Annotated in this window: 15 protein-coding genes and 1 pseudogene; 10 read left to right on the top strand and 6 right to left on the bottom strand. The window is 74.9% G+C overall.

Translation table 11 applies throughout. The features are described 5' to 3' along the window. The first annotated feature begins 139 nt into the window (after nucleotides 1–139). The 6 genes and pseudogenes from ACH4ZX_RS00080 to ACH4ZX_RS00055 all read left to right on the top strand — a co-directional run bounded on the left by ACH4ZX_RS00080 (nucleotide 140) and on the right by ACH4ZX_RS00055 (nucleotide 9355). Complete coding sequence (locus ACH4ZX_RS00080) at nucleotides 140–970, top strand: alpha/beta fold hydrolase (RefSeq protein ID WP_398264969.1); 831 nt, start codon at nucleotides 140–142, stop codon at nucleotides 968–970. A 229-nt stretch (nucleotides 971–1199) separates the two neighbouring features. Further along, nucleotides 1200–1753: pseudogene (locus tag ACH4ZX_RS00075) on the top strand (PLP-dependent aminotransferase family protein); the annotation flags it as partial. A 240-nt stretch (nucleotides 1754–1993) separates the two neighbouring features. Beyond that, entirely contained in the window at nucleotides 1994–3580 is a 1587-nt protein-coding gene (locus tag ACH4ZX_RS00070) for an alkaline phosphatase D family protein (RefSeq protein WP_398264966.1), read from the top strand. Nucleotides 3581–3721: 141 nt separating this feature from the next. Continuing rightward, nucleotides 3722–5128 carry an SWIM zinc finger family protein gene (locus ACH4ZX_RS00065; RefSeq protein ID WP_398264963.1) on the top strand — a complete coding sequence of 469 codons (1407 nt, stop codon included), beginning with the start codon at nucleotides 3722–3724 and terminating at the stop codon, nucleotides 5126–5128. Continuing rightward, nucleotides 5125–7773, top strand: a complete 2649-nt coding sequence (locus ACH4ZX_RS00060; RefSeq protein WP_398264960.1) for a DUF6493 family protein — start codon at nucleotides 5125–5127, stop codon at nucleotides 7771–7773. Before ACH4ZX_RS00065 ends, ACH4ZX_RS00060 begins: the two co-directional genes overlap by 4 nt. A 124-nt stretch (nucleotides 7774–7897) precedes the next feature. After that, nucleotides 7898–9355 (top strand): GNAT family N-acetyltransferase, encoded by a 1458-nt coding sequence (locus ACH4ZX_RS00055; protein WP_398264957.1) that lies wholly within the window; start codon nucleotides 7898–7900, stop codon nucleotides 9353–9355. Nucleotides 9356–9430: 75 nt separating this feature from the next. On the opposite strand, the gene ACH4ZX_RS00050 is transcribed toward ACH4ZX_RS00055, so the two are convergent. Beyond that, nucleotides 9431–10666: a trans-sulfuration enzyme family protein gene (locus tag ACH4ZX_RS00050; protein ID WP_398264954.1), complete on the bottom strand. Its 1236-nt coding sequence runs from the start codon at nucleotides 10664–10666 to the stop codon at nucleotides 9431–9433. Nucleotides 10667–10726: 60 nt separating this feature from the next. Here ACH4ZX_RS00050 and ACH4ZX_RS00045 point away from each other — a divergent pair, with 60 nt between their 5' ends. Both ACH4ZX_RS00045 and ACH4ZX_RS00040 read left to right on the top strand, forming a co-directional pair. Then, a complete protein-coding gene (locus tag ACH4ZX_RS00045) occupies nucleotides 10727–11218 on the top strand; it encodes an Lrp/AsnC family transcriptional regulator (protein WP_398264951.1) in 492 nt (163 codons plus the stop codon). Nucleotides 11219–11251: 33 nt separating this feature from the next. After that, on the top strand, nucleotides 11252–12940 hold the full coding sequence (locus ACH4ZX_RS00040; RefSeq protein ID WP_398264948.1) for a DUF885 domain-containing protein: 1689 nt from the start codon (nucleotides 11252–11254) through the stop codon (nucleotides 12938–12940). A 210-nt stretch (nucleotides 12941–13150) separates the two neighbouring features. Here the strand turns inward: ACH4ZX_RS00040 and ACH4ZX_RS00035 are convergent, their stop codons facing one another. Together ACH4ZX_RS00035 and ACH4ZX_RS00030 are read right to left on the bottom strand one after the other, a co-directional pair. Next, on the bottom strand, nucleotides 13151–13660 hold the full coding sequence (locus ACH4ZX_RS00035; RefSeq protein WP_398264946.1) for an immunity 21 family protein: 510 nt from the start codon (nucleotides 13658–13660) through the stop codon (nucleotides 13151–13153). Between the two features lie 66 nt (nucleotides 13661–13726). Beyond that, nucleotides 13727–14260 (bottom strand): rhodanese-like domain-containing protein, encoded by a 534-nt coding sequence (locus ACH4ZX_RS00030; RefSeq protein ID WP_398264943.1) that lies wholly within the window; start codon nucleotides 14258–14260, stop codon nucleotides 13727–13729. Between the two features lie 94 nt (nucleotides 14261–14354). On the opposite strand from ACH4ZX_RS00030, the gene ACH4ZX_RS00025 reads away from it, so the two are divergent. Next, the gene (locus ACH4ZX_RS00025; protein WP_398264940.1) at nucleotides 14355–14801 is read left to right on the top strand and encodes an Lrp/AsnC family transcriptional regulator; all 447 of its coding nucleotides are present in this window, start codon (nucleotides 14355–14357) and stop codon (nucleotides 14799–14801) included. On the opposite strand, the gene ACH4ZX_RS00020 is transcribed toward ACH4ZX_RS00025, so the two are convergent. From ACH4ZX_RS00020 to ACH4ZX_RS00010, 3 genes are all read right to left on the bottom strand, one after another. Then, a complete protein-coding gene (locus ACH4ZX_RS00020) occupies nucleotides 14795–17935 on the bottom strand; it encodes an AAA family ATPase (protein WP_398264937.1) in 3141 nt (1046 codons plus the stop codon). The genes ACH4ZX_RS00025 and ACH4ZX_RS00020 overlap by 7 nt on opposite strands. Continuing rightward, on the bottom strand, nucleotides 17932–19095 hold the full coding sequence (locus ACH4ZX_RS00015; RefSeq protein ID WP_398264934.1) for an exonuclease SbcCD subunit D: 1164 nt from the start codon (nucleotides 19093–19095) through the stop codon (nucleotides 17932–17934). The genes ACH4ZX_RS00020 and ACH4ZX_RS00015 overlap by 4 nt, the downstream gene beginning before the upstream one ends. A gap of 107 nt (nucleotides 19096–19202) precedes the next feature. Beyond that, complete coding sequence (locus tag ACH4ZX_RS00010) at nucleotides 19203–19829, bottom strand: YigZ family protein (protein WP_398264931.1); 627 nt, start codon at nucleotides 19827–19829, stop codon at nucleotides 19203–19205. 261 nt (nucleotides 19830–20090) lie between these two features. Between ACH4ZX_RS00010 and ACH4ZX_RS00005 the strand changes: the two genes are divergently transcribed. Beyond that, a complete protein-coding gene (locus ACH4ZX_RS00005; RefSeq protein WP_398264928.1) occupies nucleotides 20091–20381 on the top strand; it encodes a hypothetical protein in 291 nt (96 codons plus the stop codon). The last annotated feature ends 236 nt before the right edge of the window (nucleotides 20382–20617 follow it).

Here is a 20617-nt window from a genome sequence, read left to right as displayed (position 1 = left end):
CGGACGGATCGTCACCCGGAGCATCACCGTCCGGGGGCTACCAGTCGGTAGCAATTGCTGACAAGCTGTCTCACGGCGTCCGCCGACACGGCCCAGACAGCGAGTCCCTGACAGCGAGTCCCACACGAGGAGCAGCCCCATGTCCGCCACCGTCTCCTTGAAGGTCCCCTCCCCGCGCGGCCCGCAGCCCGTCACCGTCTCCTACGCCCGCGTGGGCAGCGGCGAACCGCTGCTCCTGCTGCACGGCATCGGCCACCACCGGCAGGCCTGGGACCCGGTGGTGGACATCCTCGCGGCCGAGCGGGACGTGATCGCCGTAGACCTGCCCGGCTTCGGCGCGTCACCGGGCCTGCCGGACGGGCTCGCGTACGACCTGCCCACGACGACCGCCGTGTTCGCCGCGTTCTGCGAGGCGCTGGAGCTGGACCGGCCGCATGCGGCGGGCAACTCGCTGGGCGGTCTGCTCGCGCTGGAACTGGGCCGGGAGCGGCTCGTACGGTCCGTCACCGCCCTGTCCCCGGCCGGTTTCTGGTCGGAGGCCGAGCGGCGGTACGCCTTCGCGGTGCTGCTCGCGATGCGGCGGATCTCGCAGCGGCTGCCCCTGCCGCTGGTCGAGCGCCTGTCGCGCTCGGCGGCCGGCCGGACGATGCTCACCAGCACCATCTACGCCCGTCCGGCCCGGCGGCCGGCCGAGGCCGTGGTCGCCGAGACGCTCGCGCTGGCGGGGGCCACCGGATTCGACGCCACCCTCCTGGCGGGCGCCGCCGTCCGGTTCGCCGACGACGTGCCGGGACTCCCGGTCACCGTCGCGTGGGGCACCCGGGACGTGCTGCTGCCGCGCCGTCAGGGGGTGCGCGCGAAGCAGATCATCCCCCGGGCCCGGCTGGTGCGGCTGCCCGGTTGCGGACACTGCCCGATGAACGACGACCCGGCGCTGGTCGCCCGCGTCATCCTCGACGGCAGCCGCTGAGCCCCGCCGCCTCCTGGTCGGCCCCGTAGGAACCAGTCGCGACGAGCGGCGCGGTGCGGGCGGCGGCGACGGCCCTCCCCGTCGAGCGGCAACGGTACGGCCGTCACACCGGCCGAGGCGTACGGGGCGGCGTGCTGGGCGTGCAGCGCCTCGGTGCCGAGCGCGCGACGCCGTTCTCCGGGCCGCTTCCTGGTGCGAGGGCGTCGTCACGACCGCCCGTACCCCCGACCGCCGCAGAGCCGAACTGCTCGGCTGGGCACGGTCCGTGGACGGTTTCGTCCCCGAGGACGACTACGACGGCGACTTCCGCTACGACCGCGCCCCCGTCGGCGCGCTCCAGGGTCTCGACCCGGACCGCGCGGCCTGCACCGGGTCGGTCGGCAAGTCCCTGGCGCCGGGTTCACGGCTCGGCCGGCTGCTGGTGCCGGGGTCCCTGGCCGACGAGGTCGTCGAGCGCGGCGACTACGACCGGCGGCCGCGCCGCTGCCGGCGCGCCTACCGCGAGCGGCGGGACGCGCTCGTCGCCGCGTTGGAGGAACGCTTCCCCGGCGTGGAGGCGGCCGGCATCGCGGCGGGGCTGCACGTCATCGCCCGGTCGCCGCGGGGGTACGGCCCCCAGGGCCGCTTCCTGCGGCGCGTGTCCGCGGCCGGTGTGGCGGTGCGGCCGGTGTGGCGGTGCGTCCGACGGCGGACCACACGCACGCGCGTACCGGGCCCGCCGGGGACGGGGAGGTGCGGCCGGTCCTGGGATACGCGCACCGGTCACCCGCGCGGATCCGGGCCGACGCGGATCCGGGCCGACGTGGCGCTGATAACCCGGGCCGTGGCCTCCACATGACCGCTGGACGACCGGTGCGGGAACGGCACGGGCGACCGGACTCGCGTACCGACGCGATCCAGCGACCGGGGCCGGTTCCCTTGCTCCAGCGGCCGGTTGTTCACCCGTGGTTTCCGTGTGTGCCGCGACGCCCCAGTAGTTGTGGCATCGCACACTGGCCGGATCTCGTCCCTGGAGGCGCATCCATGTCACACCGTCCGTTCCCCGGCCGCCGCAGCGTCCTGCGCGGCTCCCTCGCCGCGTCGGCGGCCCTGACCCTGCCCACCGCCCTCGGCGCGGCCCCGGCGTTCGCCCTGTCCGGCCGTCCCAGGGCGGGCTGGGGCGTGCAGGCGGGCGACGTGACCTCCGACTCGGGGCTGGTCTGGGTGCGCTCCGACCGCCCCGCCCGCATGATCGTCGAGACCTCCGCGACCGAGTCGTTCCGCAACCCGCGCCGGTGGCAGGGCCCGCTGCTCGGCGAGGGCACGGACTTCACCGGCACCACCCGGCTGCGCGGGCTGCCGTCCGGCGAGCAGATCCACTACCGCGTGCTGCTGGCGGACCCGGACGACCCGCGCCGCACCGGCGAGCCGGTGACCGGCACCTTCCGCACGGTGCCGGCCCACCGCCACAGCGGCGTGCGCTTCCTGTGGTCGGGCGACCTCGCCGGGCAGGGCTGGGGCATCAACCCCGACTTCGGCGGCTACACGATCTACCGCGCGATGGCCGCGCTCGACCCCGACTTCTTCATCTGCAGCGGCGACAACGTCTACGCCGACGGCCCCATCGCGGCGACGGCCACCCTGCCCGACGGCAGCACCTGGCGGAACGTCACCACCGAGGAGAAGTCGAAGGTCGCCGAGACCCTGGCGGAGTTCCGCGGCACCTTCCGCTACAACCTGCTCGACGACAACCTCAAGCGGTTCAACGCGCAGGTCCCGTCGGTCATCCAGTGGGACGACCACGAGGTCCGCAACAACTGGTACCCCGGCGAGGTGATCGCGACCACCGACACCCGGTACACGGAGAAGAGCGTGGACGTGCTGGCGGCGCGGGCCCGGCGCGCGTTCAGCGAGTACTTCCCGCTGTCCACGCTGCGGCCGGGCGCCCGGGAGGGCCGCGTGTACCGGGTCCTGCGGCAGGGACCGCTGCTCGACGTGTTCGTGCTGGACATGCGGACGTACCGCAACGCCAACTCCCCCGACGACCAGACCGTGGACCCGCAGGGCATCCTGGGCGCCGAACAGCTGGAGTGGCTCAAGCGGGAGCTGTCGCGCTCGCGTGCCGTGTGGAAGGTGATCGCCGCCGACATGCCGCTCGGCCTGGTCGTGCCGGACACCACCGAGGGCAGGGCGAACATCGAGGCCGTCGCGCAGGGCGACCCGGGCGCGCCGCTGGGGCGGGAGCTGCAGATCGCCGAACTGCTGCGGTACATCAAGCACCGGCGGATCACCGGGACGGTGTGGCTGACGGCCGACGTGCACTACACCTCCGCCCAGCACTACCAGCCGTCGCGGGCGGCCTTCACCGACTTCGAGCCGTTCTGGGAGTTCGTCTCCGGACCGCTGAACGCGGGCGCCTTCCCCGCCAACGCGCTCGACGGCACGTTCGGCCCGGAGCGGGTGTTCGTGAAGGCGCCGACCACGGCGAACGTCTCCCCGGCCGGCGGCTACCAGTTCTTCGGCGAGGTCGACATCGACGGCGACAGCGGGGAGCTGACGGTGCGGCTGCGCGAGCAGGACGGCACGGTGCTGTTCACGAAGGTGTTGCAGCCGGGCCTGGTCGGTCAGTGACTCCCGTACGCTCTGCGGCAGGGCCGCGCACCGGCGTCATCCCCCGGTGCGCGGCCCTGCCGCACATCGCGCGCCGCGGCCTCCGGCCGGGCGTTCCAGCAGGTCGGGCCGATTGTCAGTGGTCGCCTCTACGGTTTTTCCATGACGCGATCTTTGCAGGCCGTGGCCTATCGCCGACCCTCCGTGCTGGAGTCGGCGCCTGATGGGCGACGGCTGGGACTCGAGACCTCACGGGGTGCGACGCCGGCCGGCGCCACGGACCATCCGCGGTTCTTCGCCGGCTTCCTGACCTCCCCTCAGGTCGCCTCCGCGGGGCTGCTGGCGGTGGCGGACGTGGCGGCCGCCCGGTACTACCAGCCGCAGTTGCGGGCGTCGCTCGACCCGGTGGTGACGGGCAACGGCGACCGGCTGCGGTTCGAGTCCTTCTCGGGATGCTGCGGGGTCTACGCCCGCCTGGACGTCCTGGAGGCCGGCCTCGACGGCGGCGAGGTGGGGCACGGCACGACCAACGTGGACGTCAACAACCCCCTGCGTGAGGCGCTCTCCCGGATCGGCACGGACGATCCGCTGCACCTGCGGGTCGGGCCGGAGGAGCTGGCCGTGACCACCCTGGACGGTCCGGTCGTGGAGAAGAAGGTGCCGCTGCCCGACCGCTGGCTGCGCGGCTTCGCGGAGGCCCAGGTGATCGCCGCCGGGTTCGACCTGCGGGCCGAGCTGACGGCCCCGGAGGCCGTCCGCTTCCTGCGCGCCCTGCCCCGCGGGGGAGGACGGGGCGCGTCGGCCGGCCCGCGCTGGGTGGTGCCCGCGGGCCGCGGGCTGCGGCCGACCACGCGGGCGGTGCCGGGCGCGGTGTGCCTGCCCGGACCGGAGCGGCTGGCGGCGCTCCAGCGCGTGCTGCGCCACGCCACCGCGCTGCGGGTGTACGGCCCCGCGGTCGCTGCCGGCGCCGCCGCGACCGCCAGTGCGTGGGAGGTCGTCCTGCCCGGCATGCGGCTCACGCTCACGCTGTCGCCGGACGCCTCGCGCGGGTTCTCCGGGGAGGGCGGCGTCCTCGACGCGCTCGCCGGCGACGAGGCCGCCGAGGACGCGGAGCTGGTCTCGGTGCTCCTGGCGTGGGAGCCCCGCGTCGACGTCGCCGAGCTCGCCGCCGCGTCGGGCCTCACGCCCGAGCGGGTCCGGGCCGCCCTGGTCCGCCTGGGCACGTCGGGCCGCGTCGGGTACGACACCGCGGAGGCGGCCTACTTCCACCGCGAACTGCCCTACGAGGCCGAGCGGGTGGAGCGCCACAACCCCAGACTGCGCTCGGCCCGGGCGCTGGTGGCCGCCGGAGGGGTCACCGTCGACGGCGCCCTCGCCACGGTGACGGCGGAGGACGGGCACGTGCACCGGGTGCGCGACGAGGCGGGGGTGCTCAGCTGCACCTGCCTGTGGTGGGCGAAGTACCGGGGCGGGCGCGGACCGTGCAAGCACGCGCTGGCGGTGCGGATGGTGCGGCGGGGCGCCGCGACGGAGCGGGACACGGCGCGGGTCGGCGGGGGTGTGCGATGAGTGCGCTGCTGGAGGCGGTGCGGGCGGGCCGGACGCCGGAGGTGGTGGGCCTGCTCGACGAGATGACGGACGCCGAGCGGCGCGCTCTCTTCCCCGAGTTGAAGGCGCTGCGCAAGGAGCTGAGGAAGGCGCCGTGGAACGCGGCGTCCCGCCGTGCCTATCCGGCGCTGTACGCGGCCGGGGTGGCGTGCCAGACCGGCGCGGCGGCCGTGGCCGGCTGGATCACCGCCGCGGACATGCGCTGGTCGCAGGCGGCGCCTGCCCTGCTGCTGCACATCCTCGGCGACCGCGACCGCGCCTGGCTCGCGGATCTGGCGCACCGGCTCGCGCAACGCCCGGACTCCTCGATGGTGCCGTACGAGCTGATGGCGGGCCTGGTGCGGCTCTCGGGCTGTCCGGTGCCGACGACCGAGGCCTATGTGCGGGGCTGGATGGCGCACATCGCGGGCACCGGGAAGAGCCACGGGACGGTCGCCGGCCGGCTTCGTCGGGAACCTCATCTTCCCGAGCTGGTGGCCGCGATGTTCGAGACCGACGACATCGGCGGCCTGCTCGAGTGGCTGGCCGGTGAGGGTCCGCACAGCTGGTTCGGCGCGCTGAGCGAGCTCACCGCCTCCGGCGGCCTCGACCGGAAGGTGGTCGTCGAAGCCTGCGTGGCCCGTCTGCTCAGGGGCGGATCGGCCGCCGATCACCGGGCGTTCCTGAAGCTGCTGAGAACTCTGGAGCTCACGGACGAGGAGGAGCGGGAGCGGACGGCCGACTGGCTGGCACTCGCCTCGGACGCCGTCTCACCGGTGGCCGCGCACGCCCAGTCGGTGCTGGCGTCCCGCGCGCTCGAGGGCGAGCTGACACGACATCAGCTCGCGGACATGTCGGCGGCGGTGCTGTTCCGCACCGAGAAGAAGCTCGTGCGCGCGCAGCTCGTACTGCTCGGCAAGGTCCTCGCCAAGGACCCGTCCGCCGCCGCGGAGCTGCTGCCGGCCGCCGCCGAGGCCTTCGGGCACCCGGATCCCGAGGTGCAGGAGCGGGCGCTGAAGCTGGTCGAACGCCATCTGCCGAAGGCGGACTCCGCGGACGTACAGACACAACTTGCGCTTGCTGCCCAACAGTTGATTCCCACGCTCCGTGTCCGGGCCGCCCGGGTGCTCGGCATCGACCCGGTGGGCCCCGGTCCCGTGGTCCACGAGGAGGTGCTGCCTCCGGCGCCGCGGCCGCTCCGCCTCGAACCGGCGCCCCGGTCGGCGGCGGAGCTCGCCGAGGAGGTGAGCGCGCTGCTGTCGGCGGGCACGGACGTCGCCGGGTTCGAGCGCGCGCTGGACGGCCTGGTGCGGCACGCCCACGACCGTCGCGACGGCCTCCTGGAGGCGCTCGCCCCGGTGGCCGGCCGCCGCTGGTGGCATCCGGAGGACGTCCGCCCGGACACCTACTTCGCCCGCACGCGCAGCCTCCCGGACCCGGCGCAGGCCGTCGACCTGCTGCTGGCGACCCTGCTGGGGCGTGTGGGCACGGGCACCCTCCTCGCTGCGGTCCAGCAGGGGGCCACGGCCGACGGCTGCGCCCACAGCGCCCTGTGCCGGGCCTTCGGCGCACGGCTGTGGGAGGTGGCGTACCGGATCCGCACCGAACCGCTGCCGTTCCTGCTGTCGACGCCGACGTGGAGCACGGGCCTGCTGGAGCCGGAGGAGCTCGTGGACCGGCTCGACGCCTACCGGCGCATCGGCGCGCGGCCCGCGGCGGCGGACTTCGCGCAGGCGCTGCTGCGGGTCCGGCGGTCGGACCGGGCGGCGGCCGCGACTGCGGCCGGGCGCGCGGCGGCTCTCGGCACCGCGGAGGGCGAGCGGCTCGCCCGGTGGCTGGCCTCGGACGGATCCGCCCTCCCGGAGTCCCGCAGGCACGTCGCCGGGCCACGCCTCCTGGTCGACGCCGGCGAGCTGCCGGAGCTGCGGGAGGACTTCCCCGCCGAGTTCCGTCCCCTGGGCAGGCCGACCAGCGCGGTCGCCGCCGCCCGGTACTGCCACCACTGGAACGACGGCATACGCCCGCACTGGCTGGCCCTGCTCCCCGAGCGGCGCGAGCTGGTGGCGGGGCGGATGCTGTGGGAGCTGTCCGGCGTGGCCGTGGAGGACACCCGGGGCGTCGCCGCCGTCCTGCCCCGGCTCGCCGAGTCCGGTGGCGAGGCGGGCGAGTCGGTGCACCTGTGCGTGGCGTACGGGCTCGGCGCGCGGCACCCGGAGGACCGGCTCGCGGCCGTGGACGCGCTGCTGACGCTGGCGGCGCGCGGGCAGCTCGACGCGGCCCGGCTGGGCGCGGACCTCGGGCAGTTGGCGGGGCACGGCGCGGTGAAGCCGCTCCGGCTGGCGGACGCGGCGCGCACCGCCGCCGCCACGGGAGCGAACGCCACGGTCTGGGAGGTGCTGCGGCACACCCTGCCGGCGCTGCTCGGCGACCGGGCGGCCGACGGCGCGGGGCCGGCGCCCCGCGGGCTCGCGGATCTGCTGGGCGTCGCGGCGGAGTGCGCCGAGCGGTCCGGGGCCCGGGGGCAGCTGCCGCACCTGGAACGGACGGCGCGGCGGTCCGGCTCCTCCCGGCTGGTGGCGCAGGCACGTCGGCTGCACAGCGCGCTGGCCGCAGGGAACGCCGCGTGACCCGCCCTGTCGTCCGCACCGCGAGACAATCGTAAAAAGATCAACAAAAAGGGCATAAGCGCGCTTTACCGATCAGTCACAGAGCGTTCGCGATCGCGCAACACCGCTCCTTCACAGTGGGTGCATGAGTCGAGAAATGTCGAATGTGACCCGTGCGAAGCACGGACGTCCCGTGCACCACTGGCGGCGGGACGTGGTCGAACTGGCCGCCCTCTTCACGGCGGTCGCGGTGGCGGACGCCGTGGCGAACCTGATCGGACACGGGCCGGACGGCCCGGCCCTGCTGGTGATCTCGGCGCTGGCCCTGGCCGGGACGGCGGGGTTCCACACATGGTGGGCACGCCGCCACGGCCACGCACCGCCGACGAGTGATACCGAGGCCCGGCCGCTGCCGACAGGGCGGCGGGCCGGGCAGGACGAGCAGGGCCCGTCCGCCCCGGCGCCGCAGGCCGCGCCCGGGCAGAGCACGCTGTGGCGGATGCGGACGACGGTCAGGGACGAACCGGGCTCGCTGGCCGCGCTGTGCACCGCGCTGGCCGGCGAGCGGGTGGACATCCTGAGCCTGCAGACGCACCCGCTGGCCGACGGCACGGTGGACGAGTTCCTGCTGCGGGCTCCCGGTGAGCTGGCGGCGTCCGGGCTCACCCGGGTGGTGTCGCTGGCCGGCGGCGCCGACACCTGGATCGAGCGGGCCGACGCCCACGACCTGGTGGACGCGCCGACCCGGGTGCTGGGCCTGGCCGCCCGCACCGCGCTGGACGCGGCGGAACTGCCGCTGGCGCTGCGGCAGTTGCTGGGCCGGTGCACCATCCGCCAAGTGCCCGCTTCGCCGTTCGGCGGGGGCCGGGCGCCGGAGGGGGTTCCCGTGGAGGGGGCGCTGGAGGACACCGTGATGCGGCTGCGGGCGCCGGAGGGCGGAGTGATCACCGTGGAACGGCCGTATCTGCCGTTCACCCCGACCGAGTTCGCCCGGGCGCGGGCGCTGGTGGAGCTGGACGCCCGGCTGGGACCGCGGGTGCCGCGCGGCCAGGACGTGCTGACGCTGCCCGAGGGCAACGAGATCACCGTGCGCCGGGCCGACATCCGTGACATCGATGCCGCGAAGGAGATGCACGAGCGGTGCTCGGCGCGGACGCTCGGCATGCGGTACCACGGGCCGGTCGGCGACGCGGACCGTTACCTCAACCACCTGCTGAGCCCGCGTTACGGTCGTACGCTCGCCGTGCGGACGGCGTCCGGGCGGATCGTCGGCCTCGGCCATCTGCTGTGGGACGGCGACGAGACGGAGGTCGCGCTGCTGGTCGAGGACAGCTGGCAGCGGCGCGGCATCGGCGGTGAACTGCTGGGCCGCCTGGTGGCGATGGCGATCGAGGCGGGCTGCGAGAGCGTGTACGCGGTGACGCAGGCGTCCAACACCGGCATGGTCGCCGCCATGCGCGGCCTCGGCCTGCCCCTCGACTACCAGATCGAGGAGGGCACGCTGGTCATCACGGCCCGCCTGGACACGGCCGTGATCGGCTCCGCCGTCCTGCCGCACGAGGTGGCCGAGGGCCGGTCCGGCGGGCGCGGGGCGCGCGGCTGAGGCACGGCACCGCACCGCACCACGGCGAACGGCCCGGCGGAAGGACGCCGGGCCGTTCGCCGTCCTGCCGGACGCTCACCCTGTTACGGACGCTCCGCTCAGCGTGCCCGTCTCCGAGGCGGGTGCCCGCTCCCCCAGCGCATGGTCCAGGTCGGCCCACAGGTCCTCGACGTCCTCCAGCCCGACCGACAGCCGCAGCAGCCGGTCGCTCACCCCGGAGCCGCGCCGGTCGTCGGCGTCGACGATGCGGTGGCTGATGGACGCCGGATGCTGGATGAGGGTGTCGACGCTGCCCAGGCTGACCGCCGGCGTGATCAGGCGGACGCCCGCGATCACCTCGTGCGGGTCGCCGGCGACCTCGATGGCGATCATCGCGCCGCCGATGCGCGGGTAGTGGACGCGGGCGACGCGCGGGTCCGCGGCGAGGCGGCGGGCGAGCTCGGCGGCGTTCGCGGAGGCCGCGCGCACCCGCACCGGCAGCGTCGAGAGGCCGCGCAGCAGCAGGTATCCGGCCAGCGGGTGCAGGACGCCGCCGGTGGCGAACCGCACCTGCCGCAGCCGGCCGGCGAACTCCTCGTCGCAGGCCACCACACCGGCCATCACGTCGCCGTGCCCGCCGAGGTACTTGGTGGCGCTGTGCAGCACCAGCCGCGCGCCCTGCTCGGCGGGCCGCTGCAGCACGGGCGTGGCGAAGGTGTTGTCCGCGAGCAGCGGGACCGAGCCGCAGGCGTGGGCGACGGCCCGCAGATCGACCTCGGCGAGCGTCGGGTTGGCCGGGGACTCGACCATGACCAGTCCGGTGTCCGGGCGCAGCGCGTCCGCTATCCCCGCCGGGTCGGTCCAGGTGACCTCGGAGCCGAGCAGTCCGGCGGTGAGCAGGTGGTCGCTGCAGCCGTACAGCGGCCGGACGGCCACCACGTGCCGCAGCCCCAGGGAGGCCCGGACCAGCAGGACGGCGGTCAGCGCGGCCATGCCGCTGGCGAACGCGACCGCCGCCTCGGTGCCCTCCAGCCGGGCCAGGGCGGTCTCGAAGCGGGCGACGGTCGGGTTGCCGAGCCGGCCGTAGACGGGCGGTCCGTCGAGTTCGGCGCCGGTGGCGGCGAAGGCGTCGATGCGGGCGGCCTCGCCCCGGCTGTCGTACGAGGGGTAGGTGGTCGACAGATCGATGGGCGGGGCGTGCAGTCCCTGCCGGGCGAGGTCGTCGCGGCCGGCGTGGACGGCTTCGGTGGCCAGTGCTCTCGGTGCGGTGGCCGGAGCTCCGGGTGCGGTGCGTGCTTCGTCGTGCGAGGTGTCCGTGCGCGCAGAGTCCATGGGCGCAAGGGTGAACACCGGCCGGGTCCCGGGACCCGAATCCCGTGTTACGTTCGGCGTATGACCGAATCCGTCGCACTGGATCCGGTGGACCTCCACCTGCTGCGGCTGCTGCAGAACGACGCCCGGACCACCTACCGCGACCTCGCCGCGCAGGTCGGCGTCGCGCCCTCCACCTGCCTGGACCGGGTGACCCGGTTGCGCCGGGCGGGGGTGATCCTCGGACATCAGCTGCGGCTCGATCCGGCCAAGCTCGGCCGGGGTCTGGAGGCGCTGCTGTCGGTGCAGGTCCGGCCGCACCGGCGGGAGCTGGTGGGGCCGTTCGTGGACCGGATCCGGGCGCTGCCGGAGTCGCGGACGGTCTTCCATCTGACCGGGCCCGACGACTACCTGGTGCACGTCGCCGTCGCGGACATGGCGGACCTGCAACGGCTGGTCCTGGACGAGTTCACGGCCCGCCGTGAAGTGGCCCGGGTGGAGACCCGGTTGATCTTCCAGCAGTGGGACTGCGGGCCGCTGCTGCCGCCTACGCCGTCCGCTCAATCCCGGTGACGCGCGGCGGCCCCTCGTACGAGGATGGTCCGCATGTCTCAGACCAACAGCCAGCTGCCCCGTCAGGTCGCCGACGCGTACGTCGACGAACTCATCGCCCTCGATCCGGTCATCGGCACCTACCTCGGCGTGAAGGAGAGCTCCAGCCGTCTGCCCGACCTCTCGCCCGCGGGCCAGGAGGCGCTGGCGCGGCTGAAGCGGGACACGCTCGCCCGGCTCGACGAGGCGGAGCGCCGGCCCGGCGGGGACAGCGACGTCGAGCGCCGCTGCGCGCGGCTGCTGCGCGAGCGGCTCACCGCCTCGCTCGCGATCGACGAGGCGGACGAGGGCCTACGTGACGTCAGCAACCTGAGCTCGGCCGCCCACGGAGTGCGCCAGGCGTTCACCGTGACGCCCACCGCCACCGAGGAGGACTGGGCGGCGGTCGCCGAGCGGCTGCGCGCGGTACCCGCCGCCCTGGACGGTTATCGGCAGTCGCTCGCGCTCGGTCTGGAGCGGAAGCTGTACGGCGGTCCGCGCGCGACCAGGACGTTCGTCGGGCAGCTCGGCGAGTGGGCCGACGCCGGGGACGGCCGGGGCTGGTTCGAGCACTTCGCGGACGCGGGGCCCGAGGCGTTGCGCTCCGACCTGGACGCGGCGGCTCGCGAGGCCACGCAGGGCGTGGTGGCCCTGCGCGAGTGGATGCGGGACGTGTACGCGCCGGCGGTCGAGGGCGCACCGGACGTGGTGGGCCGTGAGCGGTACGCGCGCTGGGTCCGTTACTTCAACGGCACGGACCTCGACCTCGACGAGGCGTACGCGTACGGCTGGTCCGAGTTCCACCGCATCCTCGGCGAGATGCGGACCGAGGCCGAGAAGGTCCTGCCCGGCGCCGCCACTCCGTGGGTGGCGCTGGCGCACCTGGACGAACACGGCACGCACATCGAGGGCGTCGACGAGGTGCGGCGCTGGCTGCAGGCCCTGATGGACGAGGCGATCGAGAAGCTGGACGGCACCCACTTCGACCTGGCGGAGCGGGTCCGGCGGGTCGAGTCCCGGATCGCGCCTCCCGGCAGCGCGGCGGCGCCGTACTACACGGCCCCGTCGGACGACTTCTCGCGTCCGGGCTGCACCTGGCTGCCGACGATGGGCCAGACCCGCTTCCCCGTCTACGACCTGGTCTCCACCTGGTACCACGAGGGCGTGCCCGGCCACCACCTCCAGCTGGCGCAGTGGAAGCACGTGGCGGCCGACCTCTCCCGCTACCAGGCCAGCGTGGGCATGGTCAGCGCCAACGCCGAGGGCTGGGCGCTGTACGCGGAGCGGCTGATGGACGAGCTGGGCTTCCTCACGGACGCGGAGCGCCGGCTGGGTTACCTGGACGCGCAGATGATGCGGGCCGCGCGGGTCGTCATCGACATCGGCATGCACCTGGAGCTGACGATCCCCGACCACTCCCCCTTCCATCCCGGGGAGCGCTGGACGCCCGCGCTGGCGCAGGAGTTCTTCGGCGCGCACAGCAGCCGCCCGTCGGACTTCGTGGAGAGCGAGCTGACCCGCTACCTGTCCATGCCGGGGCAGGCGATCGGCTACAAGCTGGGCGAGCGCGCCTGGCTGCTGGGCCGGGAGAACGCGCGCGAGCGGCACGGTGACGCGTTCGACCTCAAGGCCTGGCACATGGCGGCGCTGTCGCAGGGCTCGCTGGGCCTGGACGACCTGGTGGACGAGTTGTCCGCCCTCTGACCGCGTCCGCCCCCAGCTCACCCGGCCCGTGATCCGGTCCGCCTCGTCGTCCGTGCCGAGCCACGCGAAGAGGCGGGCCGGACGAAGAGGCGGGCCTGGCGACGAGGCGGACTTGGCGAAGAGACGGGCCTGGCGAAGAGGCAGGTCGATCGTCCGGCGGGCCCTGACGGGGATGGGTGCGCGCCCGCGCACCGCACGCGAAGTCCCGGGTCAGAGGCGGCGCAGTCGGACGAGGCCCAGCCAGGTCTCCGGGCCCGGCTGGACACTGGCCGCGCGCACCGCGTAGCGGCCGGGTTCCAGCGCGACGCGCAGTGCGTCCGTGCGCTCCGTCTCGGTTCCCGGCCAGGCCGAGTCGAACAGCAGGACCGGGCCCGGCACGTCCCAGCGGACCTCGTCCTCCCAGTCGGCGGTGGCGAGGGCTTCGGGCACACCGGCGAGGAGTTCGTCCTCGCTGCCGGCGGCGCACCACCGTACGAAGGCGGCGTGCTGCGGCAGGTAGGCGGTCGAGGCCGGTTCGTCGCCGAGGACCAGGGCGGCGCAGTCCCCGACCGGGAGCAGCCCGACGCTGCCGTCGACCTCGCAGGCCCGGTCGTAGTCGGAGGCGGTCTCGTCGCCGTCGGCCCCCGCCCAGAACGGCAGTACCGTCTCCGGTACCGCGATGAGCGGGCCGCCGCCCGACTCCACCCACTCCAGCGCACCGGGATCCGCGTATCGCACCATGGCGCAGAACCTACACGCACGACAGCCCGGTGATCCCAAGATCTCCAGGGTTCCCCGGCGTGACGGTCAGCAGCCGCAGTCGTCGGCGCCGGCGGATGCGGTCAGCGGGTCCGCGGGGCGGCGTTCGCGGCCGCGCCAGGTCTCGTACTCGAAGCCCTCGCGTGCCCAGTACTCGAAGCCGCCGAGCATCTCCTTGACCTGGTAGCCCAGTTCGGCGAGGGCGAGGGCCGCCCGGGTGGCGCCGTTGCAGCCGGGGCCCCAGCAGTACGTGACGACCGGCACGGACCTGTCGAGTAGCCGCTCGGCCTGTTCGGGGATGAGCGCGGTCGGCAGGTGGACCGCGCCCGGGACGTGCCCCTGGTCCCAGGACTCGGTGGAGCGGGAGTCCACCACGACGAACCCGGCGTCGCCGCCCGCGGCGAGCGCGGCGGCGACGTCGGAGGCGTCCGCGTGGAAGGCGAGGCTCGCGCGGAAGTGGGCGGCGGCCTCGGCGGGAGACGCCGGGGGGACGCGCAGGACCGGATTGAGGGTGGTGGCGGTGGTGACGGCGGTGGCAGTGGCGGTGGCGGCGGTGGCGGTGGCGGCTGAGGTTGTGGTCATGGGCAGAAAACTACGGTCGGTGATCGGCGTCCTGAAGTGACGATTCCCGGCGTTCCGCTTGATCGGCCGTGGATCTCCCTGCTATTGCTCGCTCATGACCGTGTATTCCCCGGACGCCACCGACTGGCGCATCCTCGACGTCCTCCAGCGGGAGGGCCGGGCCAGTTTCGCCGAGCTGGCGCGGGCCGTCTCCATGTCCGCCAGCGCGGTGACCGAGCGGGTGCGGCGCCTGGAGGAGGCCGGGGTGATCCAGGGCTACGCGGCGGTGGTCGACCCGGAACGGCTCGGCCTGCCGATCCTGGCGTTCGTGCGGCTGCGGTACCCCACCGGCAACTACAAGCCCTTCCACGATCTCGTCGCCACGACCCCGGAGATCCTGGAGGCGCACCACGTCACGGGCGACGACTGCTTCGTCATCAAGGTCGCCGCCCGCTCGATGCGCCACCTGGAGGAGGTGTCGGGCAAGATCGGCACGCTGGGCTCGGTGACCACGAGCGTCGTGTACTCCTCGCCGCTGCCCCGCCGACCGCTGGGTCACTGACCGCGCTGCCGCAGCACCGACCCGGATCTGCCCTTCACCACCTCAAGTTGGGCGTGGACACGGCGGCGCAGGTCGGCGACGTGGCTGACGATGCCGACACTGCGGTCCCGTTCGCGCAGGGAGTCCAGGACGTCCAGGACCTCGTCGAGGGTCTGGTCGTCGAGGCTGCCGAACCCCTCGTCGATGAAGAGGGTGTCGAGGCGGACGCCGCCCGCCTCGTCGGTGACGACGTCGGCGAGACCGAGCGCGAGGGCCAGCGAGGCGAAGAACGTCTCGCCGCCCGACAGGGTCGCCGTGTCCCGCTCGCGCCCGGTCCAGGCGTCCACGACGTGCAGGCCGAGCCCGCTGCGGCCGCGCCCGGCCCGGTCGTCGGAGTGGACCAGCGTGTACCGGCCGGACGACATGCGCCGCAGCCGCGCCGTCGCCGCGGCCGCCACCTGCTCCAGGCGGGCCGCCAGCACGTACGACTCCAGGCGCATCCTGCGCTCGTTCTCCGCCGAGGTGCCCGCGGTCAGGGCCGCCAGGCGGGCGACCCGGTCGTACTGCGCGCGCAGCGGGGCGAGCCGCCGGACGCTCGCGGCCGACCCGGCGGAGAGCCGGTCGAGTTCGGCGCAGCGCCGGGCGGCGGCGTCGCGCGCGGAGGCCGCCTCGCGCAGGTGTTGGGCCGCGTCGGCCGCGGCCCGCTGCGCGGAGGCGACGTCCGCGGGCGGCCGCCCGGCGGCGGCCGCGGTGTCGGCCTCGGCCAGGACGGCGCGCACGGCGGCCTCCTCGGACTGCCAGGCGTCCAGGCGGCGTTGGAGCTCGCGGTGGGCCGCGTCGTCGAGGAGGGCGGCCGCCGCGGCCCGCGGGGTGTCGAACCCGGCGCGGAAGGCGGCGTCGGCGAGCCGGGCGTCGGCAGCCTTGAGCCGCTGGGCGGTGTCCTCGGCCGCGCGGGCGGCGTCGGCGGCCTCGGTGAGCAGCGCGACCTCGCGCTCCAGCTGGGCGGCGCGGGCGGCCACGCTGTCGGCGGCGCCCCGGGCCCGGGCCAGCTCCTCCTCCAGGGCGGCCCGTTCCCGGTCGAGCCGCTCCCGGTGGCCGACGCGGGCGGCGGCCCGTACGGCCGCCTCCTGGCGCACGGCGGTGCGCCGCTCGTGTTCGTGCTCGGCGCGCCGCAGCTCCTCGCTCGTGGTGTGCAGACCGGATGCGGCGTCACGGGCCCGCGCGTAGCGCCGCTCCAGGTCCGCCACCTCGGCGGCGAGCCGGTCCGTCGGCGTGTCACCGGCTTCGGCGCTCGCCGCGGCCAGCGCCTCCCGGACGACGCCGAGCCGGCGCTCGTCCTCGGCACGCTGCTCGTCGGCGCGCTGGTAGGCGGTGAGGGCGCGCTCCTCCGCCTCCCGGTCGACGTGCCCGGCGACCTTGCGGGCGGGGGCGGGGTGCTCGGTGGCTCCGCAGACGGCGCAGGGCTCGCCGTCGGCGAGGTTCGCGGCCAGTTCGGCGGCGATGCCGCTCAGCCGCTGCTCCTTCAGGTCGAGCCAGTGGGCGCGGGCCCCGGCGGCGCGTTCCCGTGCGGCCAGGGCCCGGGCCTGGGCCGCGTCGGTGTCGCGGGCGAGCTGGTCGCGCTGCCGGGCGGCGCCGAGCCGCCGCTGGGCGGGCTCCCGCTGCACGGCCAGCTGCTCGGCCCGGGTGGCTGCCTCCTGGGCGGCCTCGATACGGCCGTGCAGGCCGGCGCGGGCGTCCTCCCAGCCGGCCAGCCAGGCGTCGGCCTCCTGGAGCACCTCGTCGTCGGCGCGCTCCTGCCGGTCCAGGCCGGCGCGCTCCGCGACGAGCTGGGCGAGCCGCCGCTCGGCACGCCGGGCCGACTCCAGGCCGCCCAGTTCCTCCGCGCTGCGGCGTGCGGCGGCGGCGAGGCCCGCGGCGCCGGCGTCGGCGAGAGGGCCGGCCGCGGGCCCGTCGGCACCCTCCGCCGGCCCGGCGGCCCGGGCGCCCGGCGTCCGCTCGGAAGCCGCCGCGTGCTCGGAGCCGTCGGTCCAGGCACCGCTCCCCGCCCGCCCGGAGCCGTCCGCCGGCTGCCCGGTGACGGCGGCGGCGCGCAGTCGGGCGCGCGCGCGTGCCTCCGCCCCGGCCGCCCGGCGGTGTTCGGCCTCGGCGGCCTCCCTGAGGTCCAGGGCGGGGGCCACCGCCTCGGCCTTGCGGGCGCGCTCCATCCGCTCCTGCGCCTGCCGGTGGGCGTCGGCGTGCTCCTGAAGCCGGGCGGCACGCTCCCGCGCCTGGGTGAACCGGTCCTGCAGGCGCGCCAGTTCACGGGCCTCCCCCAGCGCGCGCTCGGCGGCGGCCTGCGCGGACTCCGCGGCCGTGAGGCGCGACTGGGCGACCGTCAGCTGCTCCCGGGCGGTGGAGCGGGCGACGGCCGCCGCGGTCAGGACAGCCGCCGCGAGGCCGGGATCACCCGGCCGAAGCGCGGGCAGTTCCATGGCGTCGCCCGCGGCCTGCTGCATCCGGTGCGCGTCGGCCAGCAGCGCGGCGTCCCCGTCCCGCACCTGGGCCTCGGCGGCCCGCCGGCCCTCGGCGAGGCGCTTTTCGACCTCGGCGAAGCGGCGGGTGTCGAAGAGGCGGCCGAGCAGCTTGCCGCGCGCCTCGGCGTCCGCGCGCAGGAACCGCGCGAAGTCGCCCTGCGGCAACAGCACGACCTGGCAGAACTGCTCACGGCTCATGCCGAGCAGCTGGGTGATCTCCTCGCCGATCTCCTGGTGCGAGCGGCTGAGCTGCTTCCAGGCGCCGGCGGTCGCGTCGTATTCGCGCAGCCCGCTGTGGGCCTTGTCGAGCGTGGTGCCCGTCCCGCGCTTCTTCGGGCGCTCCCAGGGCGGCTGCCGGGTGATCTCCAACCGCCTTCCGGCGATGGTCAGTTCGAGGGTCACCTCGGTGCGCGTGCCGGGTGCGGCGTGGTCGCTGCGCAGGGTGAGGCCCTGGCCGCTGTGACGGGCGCCCGGCACGGCGCCGTAGAGCGCGTAGCACACGGCGTCGAGGACGGAGGTCTTGCCGGCGCCGGTCGGGCCGTGCAGCAGGAAGAGCCCGGCCGCCGACAGCTCGTCGAAGTCGACGCTCTGCGAGCCGCCGAACGGTCCGAAGGCGGTGACGTCCAGCCGGTGCAGCCTCACCGCGCCACCTCCCGCACCGCGTCGTCCGCGCGCACCGCGTCGAACGCCTCCCGCAGCACGGCCTGTTCGTGCTCGTCGGGTCCGGCGCCGCGCACATGGGCGACGAAGTCCTCCGCGATCTGCTGGTCGCTGCGGCCCGCGAGCCGCCTGGCGTAGGACACGTCGGGGTCCTCCGGGGAGCGCTCGGGCTCGAAGACCAGGCTGAGGGTGTGCGGGAAGCGCTCGGTGAGCCGGGCCATCGGCTCGGCCGGGCGGACCGGGTCGGTGAGCGTCGCCTCGACCCACGCCTCCTCGTGCCGGGCGAGAGCCGGATCGGCGAGCAGGTCCTCCAGGCGGCCGCGGATCCGGGCCAGCGGCCGGGGCACCGGGCAGTCGACGCGCTCGGCGGCTATGGAACCACCGGCGCCCAGGTCGACGAGCCACATGGTCTTGCGGTGGCCGGCCTCCGAGAAGGAGTACGGCAGCGGGGAGCCGGAGTAGCGGACGCGTTCGGTGATGGTCTGACAGCCGTGCAGGTGTCCGAGCGCCGCGTAGTCGACGCCGTCGAAGACGCCGGCGGGGACGGCGGCCACGCCGCCGACGGTGATGTCCCGTTCGCTGTCGCTGGCTTCGCCGCCGGTGACGAAGGCGTGCGCGAGGACGACGGACCGGGTGCCGGGCGGGCGCGTGGCGAGGTCGGCGCGGACCCGGTCCATGGCGGCGGCGAGCACCGCCTCGTGGCCCGCCTTCGGCACCCCGAACTCGTCCTTGACCAGCGCCGGCTCGAGGTACGGCAGCCCGTAGAAGGCGACGTCGCCGTGCGCGTCGGACAGCACCACGGGGGTCGCGCACGCGGACGGCTCGGTGCGCAGGTGGATGCCCGCGCGCCCGATGAGTCCGGCGCCGACGCCGAGGCGGCGGGCCGAGTCGTGGTTGCCGGAGATCATCACGGTGGGCACGCCGAGGGCGGCGAGCCGGTGCAGCGCGTCGTCGAACAGCTCGACGGCGGCGAGCGGCGGCACCGCACGGTCGTACACGTCTCCCGACACGACCACCGCGTCCACCTGGTGCTCGCGCACGGTGTCGACGAGGTGACCGATGAACTCGGCCTGGGCACCGAGCATGCCGACCCGGTGGAACGCCCGGCCGAGATGCCAGTCGGAAGTGTGCAGCAGCCTCATGATCCCCGAGACTAACGGCCGGGTCTGACATCACGGACGCTCATGGTCGAACCGTCCCGTCACATCCCGCCGCACATATGTCCGTTGCGCACCTTTCGTCCGGGTTCTCAGGTGTCCCCGTACGCCTCCCCGCCCAGTCGGAACCCGGCCGTTCCGGCGGTCGCGTCGGCCAGCCAGGCGCGGAAGGCGTCCACGTCGGCGTCCGGCAGGCCGATCTCGATGGTGACCTCTTCGCCGTAGCGGACGTCACGCACCTCGCGTCCGGTCGCGCGCAGGTCGTTCTGGACCTTGCCGGCCCGCTGGTGGTCGACGGTCAGCGTGGCCAGCCGGAACCGTCGCCGGGTGATCGTGCCGAGCGTGTCCAGCGCCTCGCCGACCGCTCCGCCGTACGCCCTGATGAGCCCGCCCGCGCCGAGCTTGACGCCGCCGAAGTAGCGGGTGACGACGGCGACGACGTACCGCATGTCGCGGCGCAGCAGCATCTGGAGCATGGGGACGCCCGCGGTGCCGCCCGGTTCGCCGTCGTCGCTCGCCTTCTGGACGGAGGCGTCCGCGCCGATGACGTAGGCCCAGCAGTTGTGGGTGGCGTCCGCGTGCTCCTTGCGCACGGACGCGATGAAGTCCTGGGCCTCCCGCTCGGTGGCCGCCGGGGCGAGGGCGCACAGGAAGCGTGAGCGGTTGACCTCGGTCTCGTGCACGCCCGCGCGGGCGACTGTGCGGTACTCGTCCTGCATCGGACCAGCCTAGTCCGTGGCCGTCGGGGGTCCCGACGGCCACCGGACCGCGCTGACCGCCTCACGCGGCGGCGAGCCGCCTTGCGATGTCCGCCCTGGCCGCCTCCGCCGAGACACCGCCGCGGTCGCCCGGTGTGCCTAGGCCGCGACGGAGAGCATGGGCGCTCCCCCGTCGCCGCGCCCTGGAACCGTGAACTCCCGCGAACGGCGGGTCGGTTGCCGATTTCAGGAGCATGCGCACGACTGATTATGATCTTGGTCATGACAGTGCAGAACTCTGAGAAGTCCGTTTCCCGCAAACAAAGGCTCCAAGAGAAGCAGCGCCGCCAGTTGGCGGTGGTCGACACGGTGGACAAGGCCGAGGCCAAGGTCCGCAAAGCAGAGGTCGAACTGGCCGTGGCTGTCACCGAGGCGGTGCAGGTGTTCGGCGACGAGCTGTCCGCGTCCGAGGAGCTCGACATGCCGGTGGAAGCGATCCGGCGCTTCCTCGGCATGGCCCAGGAGGAAGCGAGCGGCGCCGACAACGTCGCCGGGGACGCCGCACCGGCCTGAGGTCGCGGTGGCTGCCGGGGGCCGCTTCCCCGCCGGGGCCGGTGTGCGACAGGAGTGTCCGCCGGAGGACCTGTCGGCGAGCTGGACGCCGGTGGTGGAAAGCGACCGGAACAGCCGCCTTCACGGCCTCGGGGCTAGCCACAATGCCGGTGACTTAGGTGGTTGTGTCTCGTTGTTGTTCGTGTGGCGAGGGCGGGGCAGGCCAGGACGCCTGCGGGTGAGCGGTTGTCGGACCG

The sequence above is a fragment of the Streptomyces sp. NPDC020490 genome (genome assembly GCF_044335305.1).
Taxonomy (GTDB): Bacteria; Actinomycetota; Actinomycetes; order Streptomycetales; family Streptomycetaceae; genus Streptomyces.
Note: the sequence above shows the minus strand (reverse complement) of the source record. Positions and strands in the feature narration are given on the sequence as shown.

Coding starts and splice junctions, on each gene's coding strand:
- ACH4ZX_RS00080 (WP_398264969.1), top strand. CDS start 140: ATGTCCGCCACCGTCTCCTTGAAGGTCCCCTCCCCGCGCGGCCCGCAG.
- ACH4ZX_RS00070 (WP_398264966.1), top strand. CDS start 1,994: ATGTCACACCGTCCGTTCCCCGGCCGCCGCAGCGTCCTGCGCGGCTCC.
- ACH4ZX_RS00065 (WP_398264963.1), top strand. CDS start 3,722: ATGACGCGATCTTTGCAGGCCGTGGCCTATCGCCGACCCTCCGTGCTG.
- ACH4ZX_RS00060 (WP_398264960.1), top strand. CDS start 5,125: ATGAGTGCGCTGCTGGAGGCGGTGCGGGCGGGCCGGACGCCGGAGGTG.
- ACH4ZX_RS00055 (WP_398264957.1), top strand. CDS start 7,898: ATGAGTCGAGAAATGTCGAATGTGACCCGTGCGAAGCACGGACGTCCC.
- ACH4ZX_RS00050 (WP_398264954.1), bottom strand. CDS start 10,666: ATGGACTCTGCGCGCACGGACACCTCGCACGACGAAGCACGCACCGCA.
- ACH4ZX_RS00045 (WP_398264951.1), top strand. CDS start 10,727: ATGACCGAATCCGTCGCACTGGATCCGGTGGACCTCCACCTGCTGCGG.
- ACH4ZX_RS00040 (WP_398264948.1), top strand. CDS start 11,252: ATGTCTCAGACCAACAGCCAGCTGCCCCGTCAGGTCGCCGACGCGTAC.
- ACH4ZX_RS00035 (WP_398264946.1), bottom strand. CDS start 13,660: ATGGTGCGATACGCGGATCCCGGTGCGCTGGAGTGGGTGGAGTCGGGC.
- ACH4ZX_RS00030 (WP_398264943.1), bottom strand. CDS start 14,260: ATGACCACAACCTCAGCCGCCACCGCCACCGCCGCCACCGCCACTGCC.
- ACH4ZX_RS00025 (WP_398264940.1), top strand. CDS start 14,355: ATGACCGTGTATTCCCCGGACGCCACCGACTGGCGCATCCTCGACGTC.
- ACH4ZX_RS00015 (WP_398264934.1), bottom strand. CDS start 19,095: ATGAGGCTGCTGCACACTTCCGACTGGCATCTCGGCCGGGCGTTCCAC.
- ACH4ZX_RS00010 (WP_398264931.1), bottom strand. CDS start 19,829: ATGCAGGACGAGTACCGCACAGTCGCCCGCGCGGGCGTGCACGAGACC.
- ACH4ZX_RS00005 (WP_398264928.1), top strand. CDS start 20,091: ATGACAGTGCAGAACTCTGAGAAGTCCGTTTCCCGCAAACAAAGGCTC.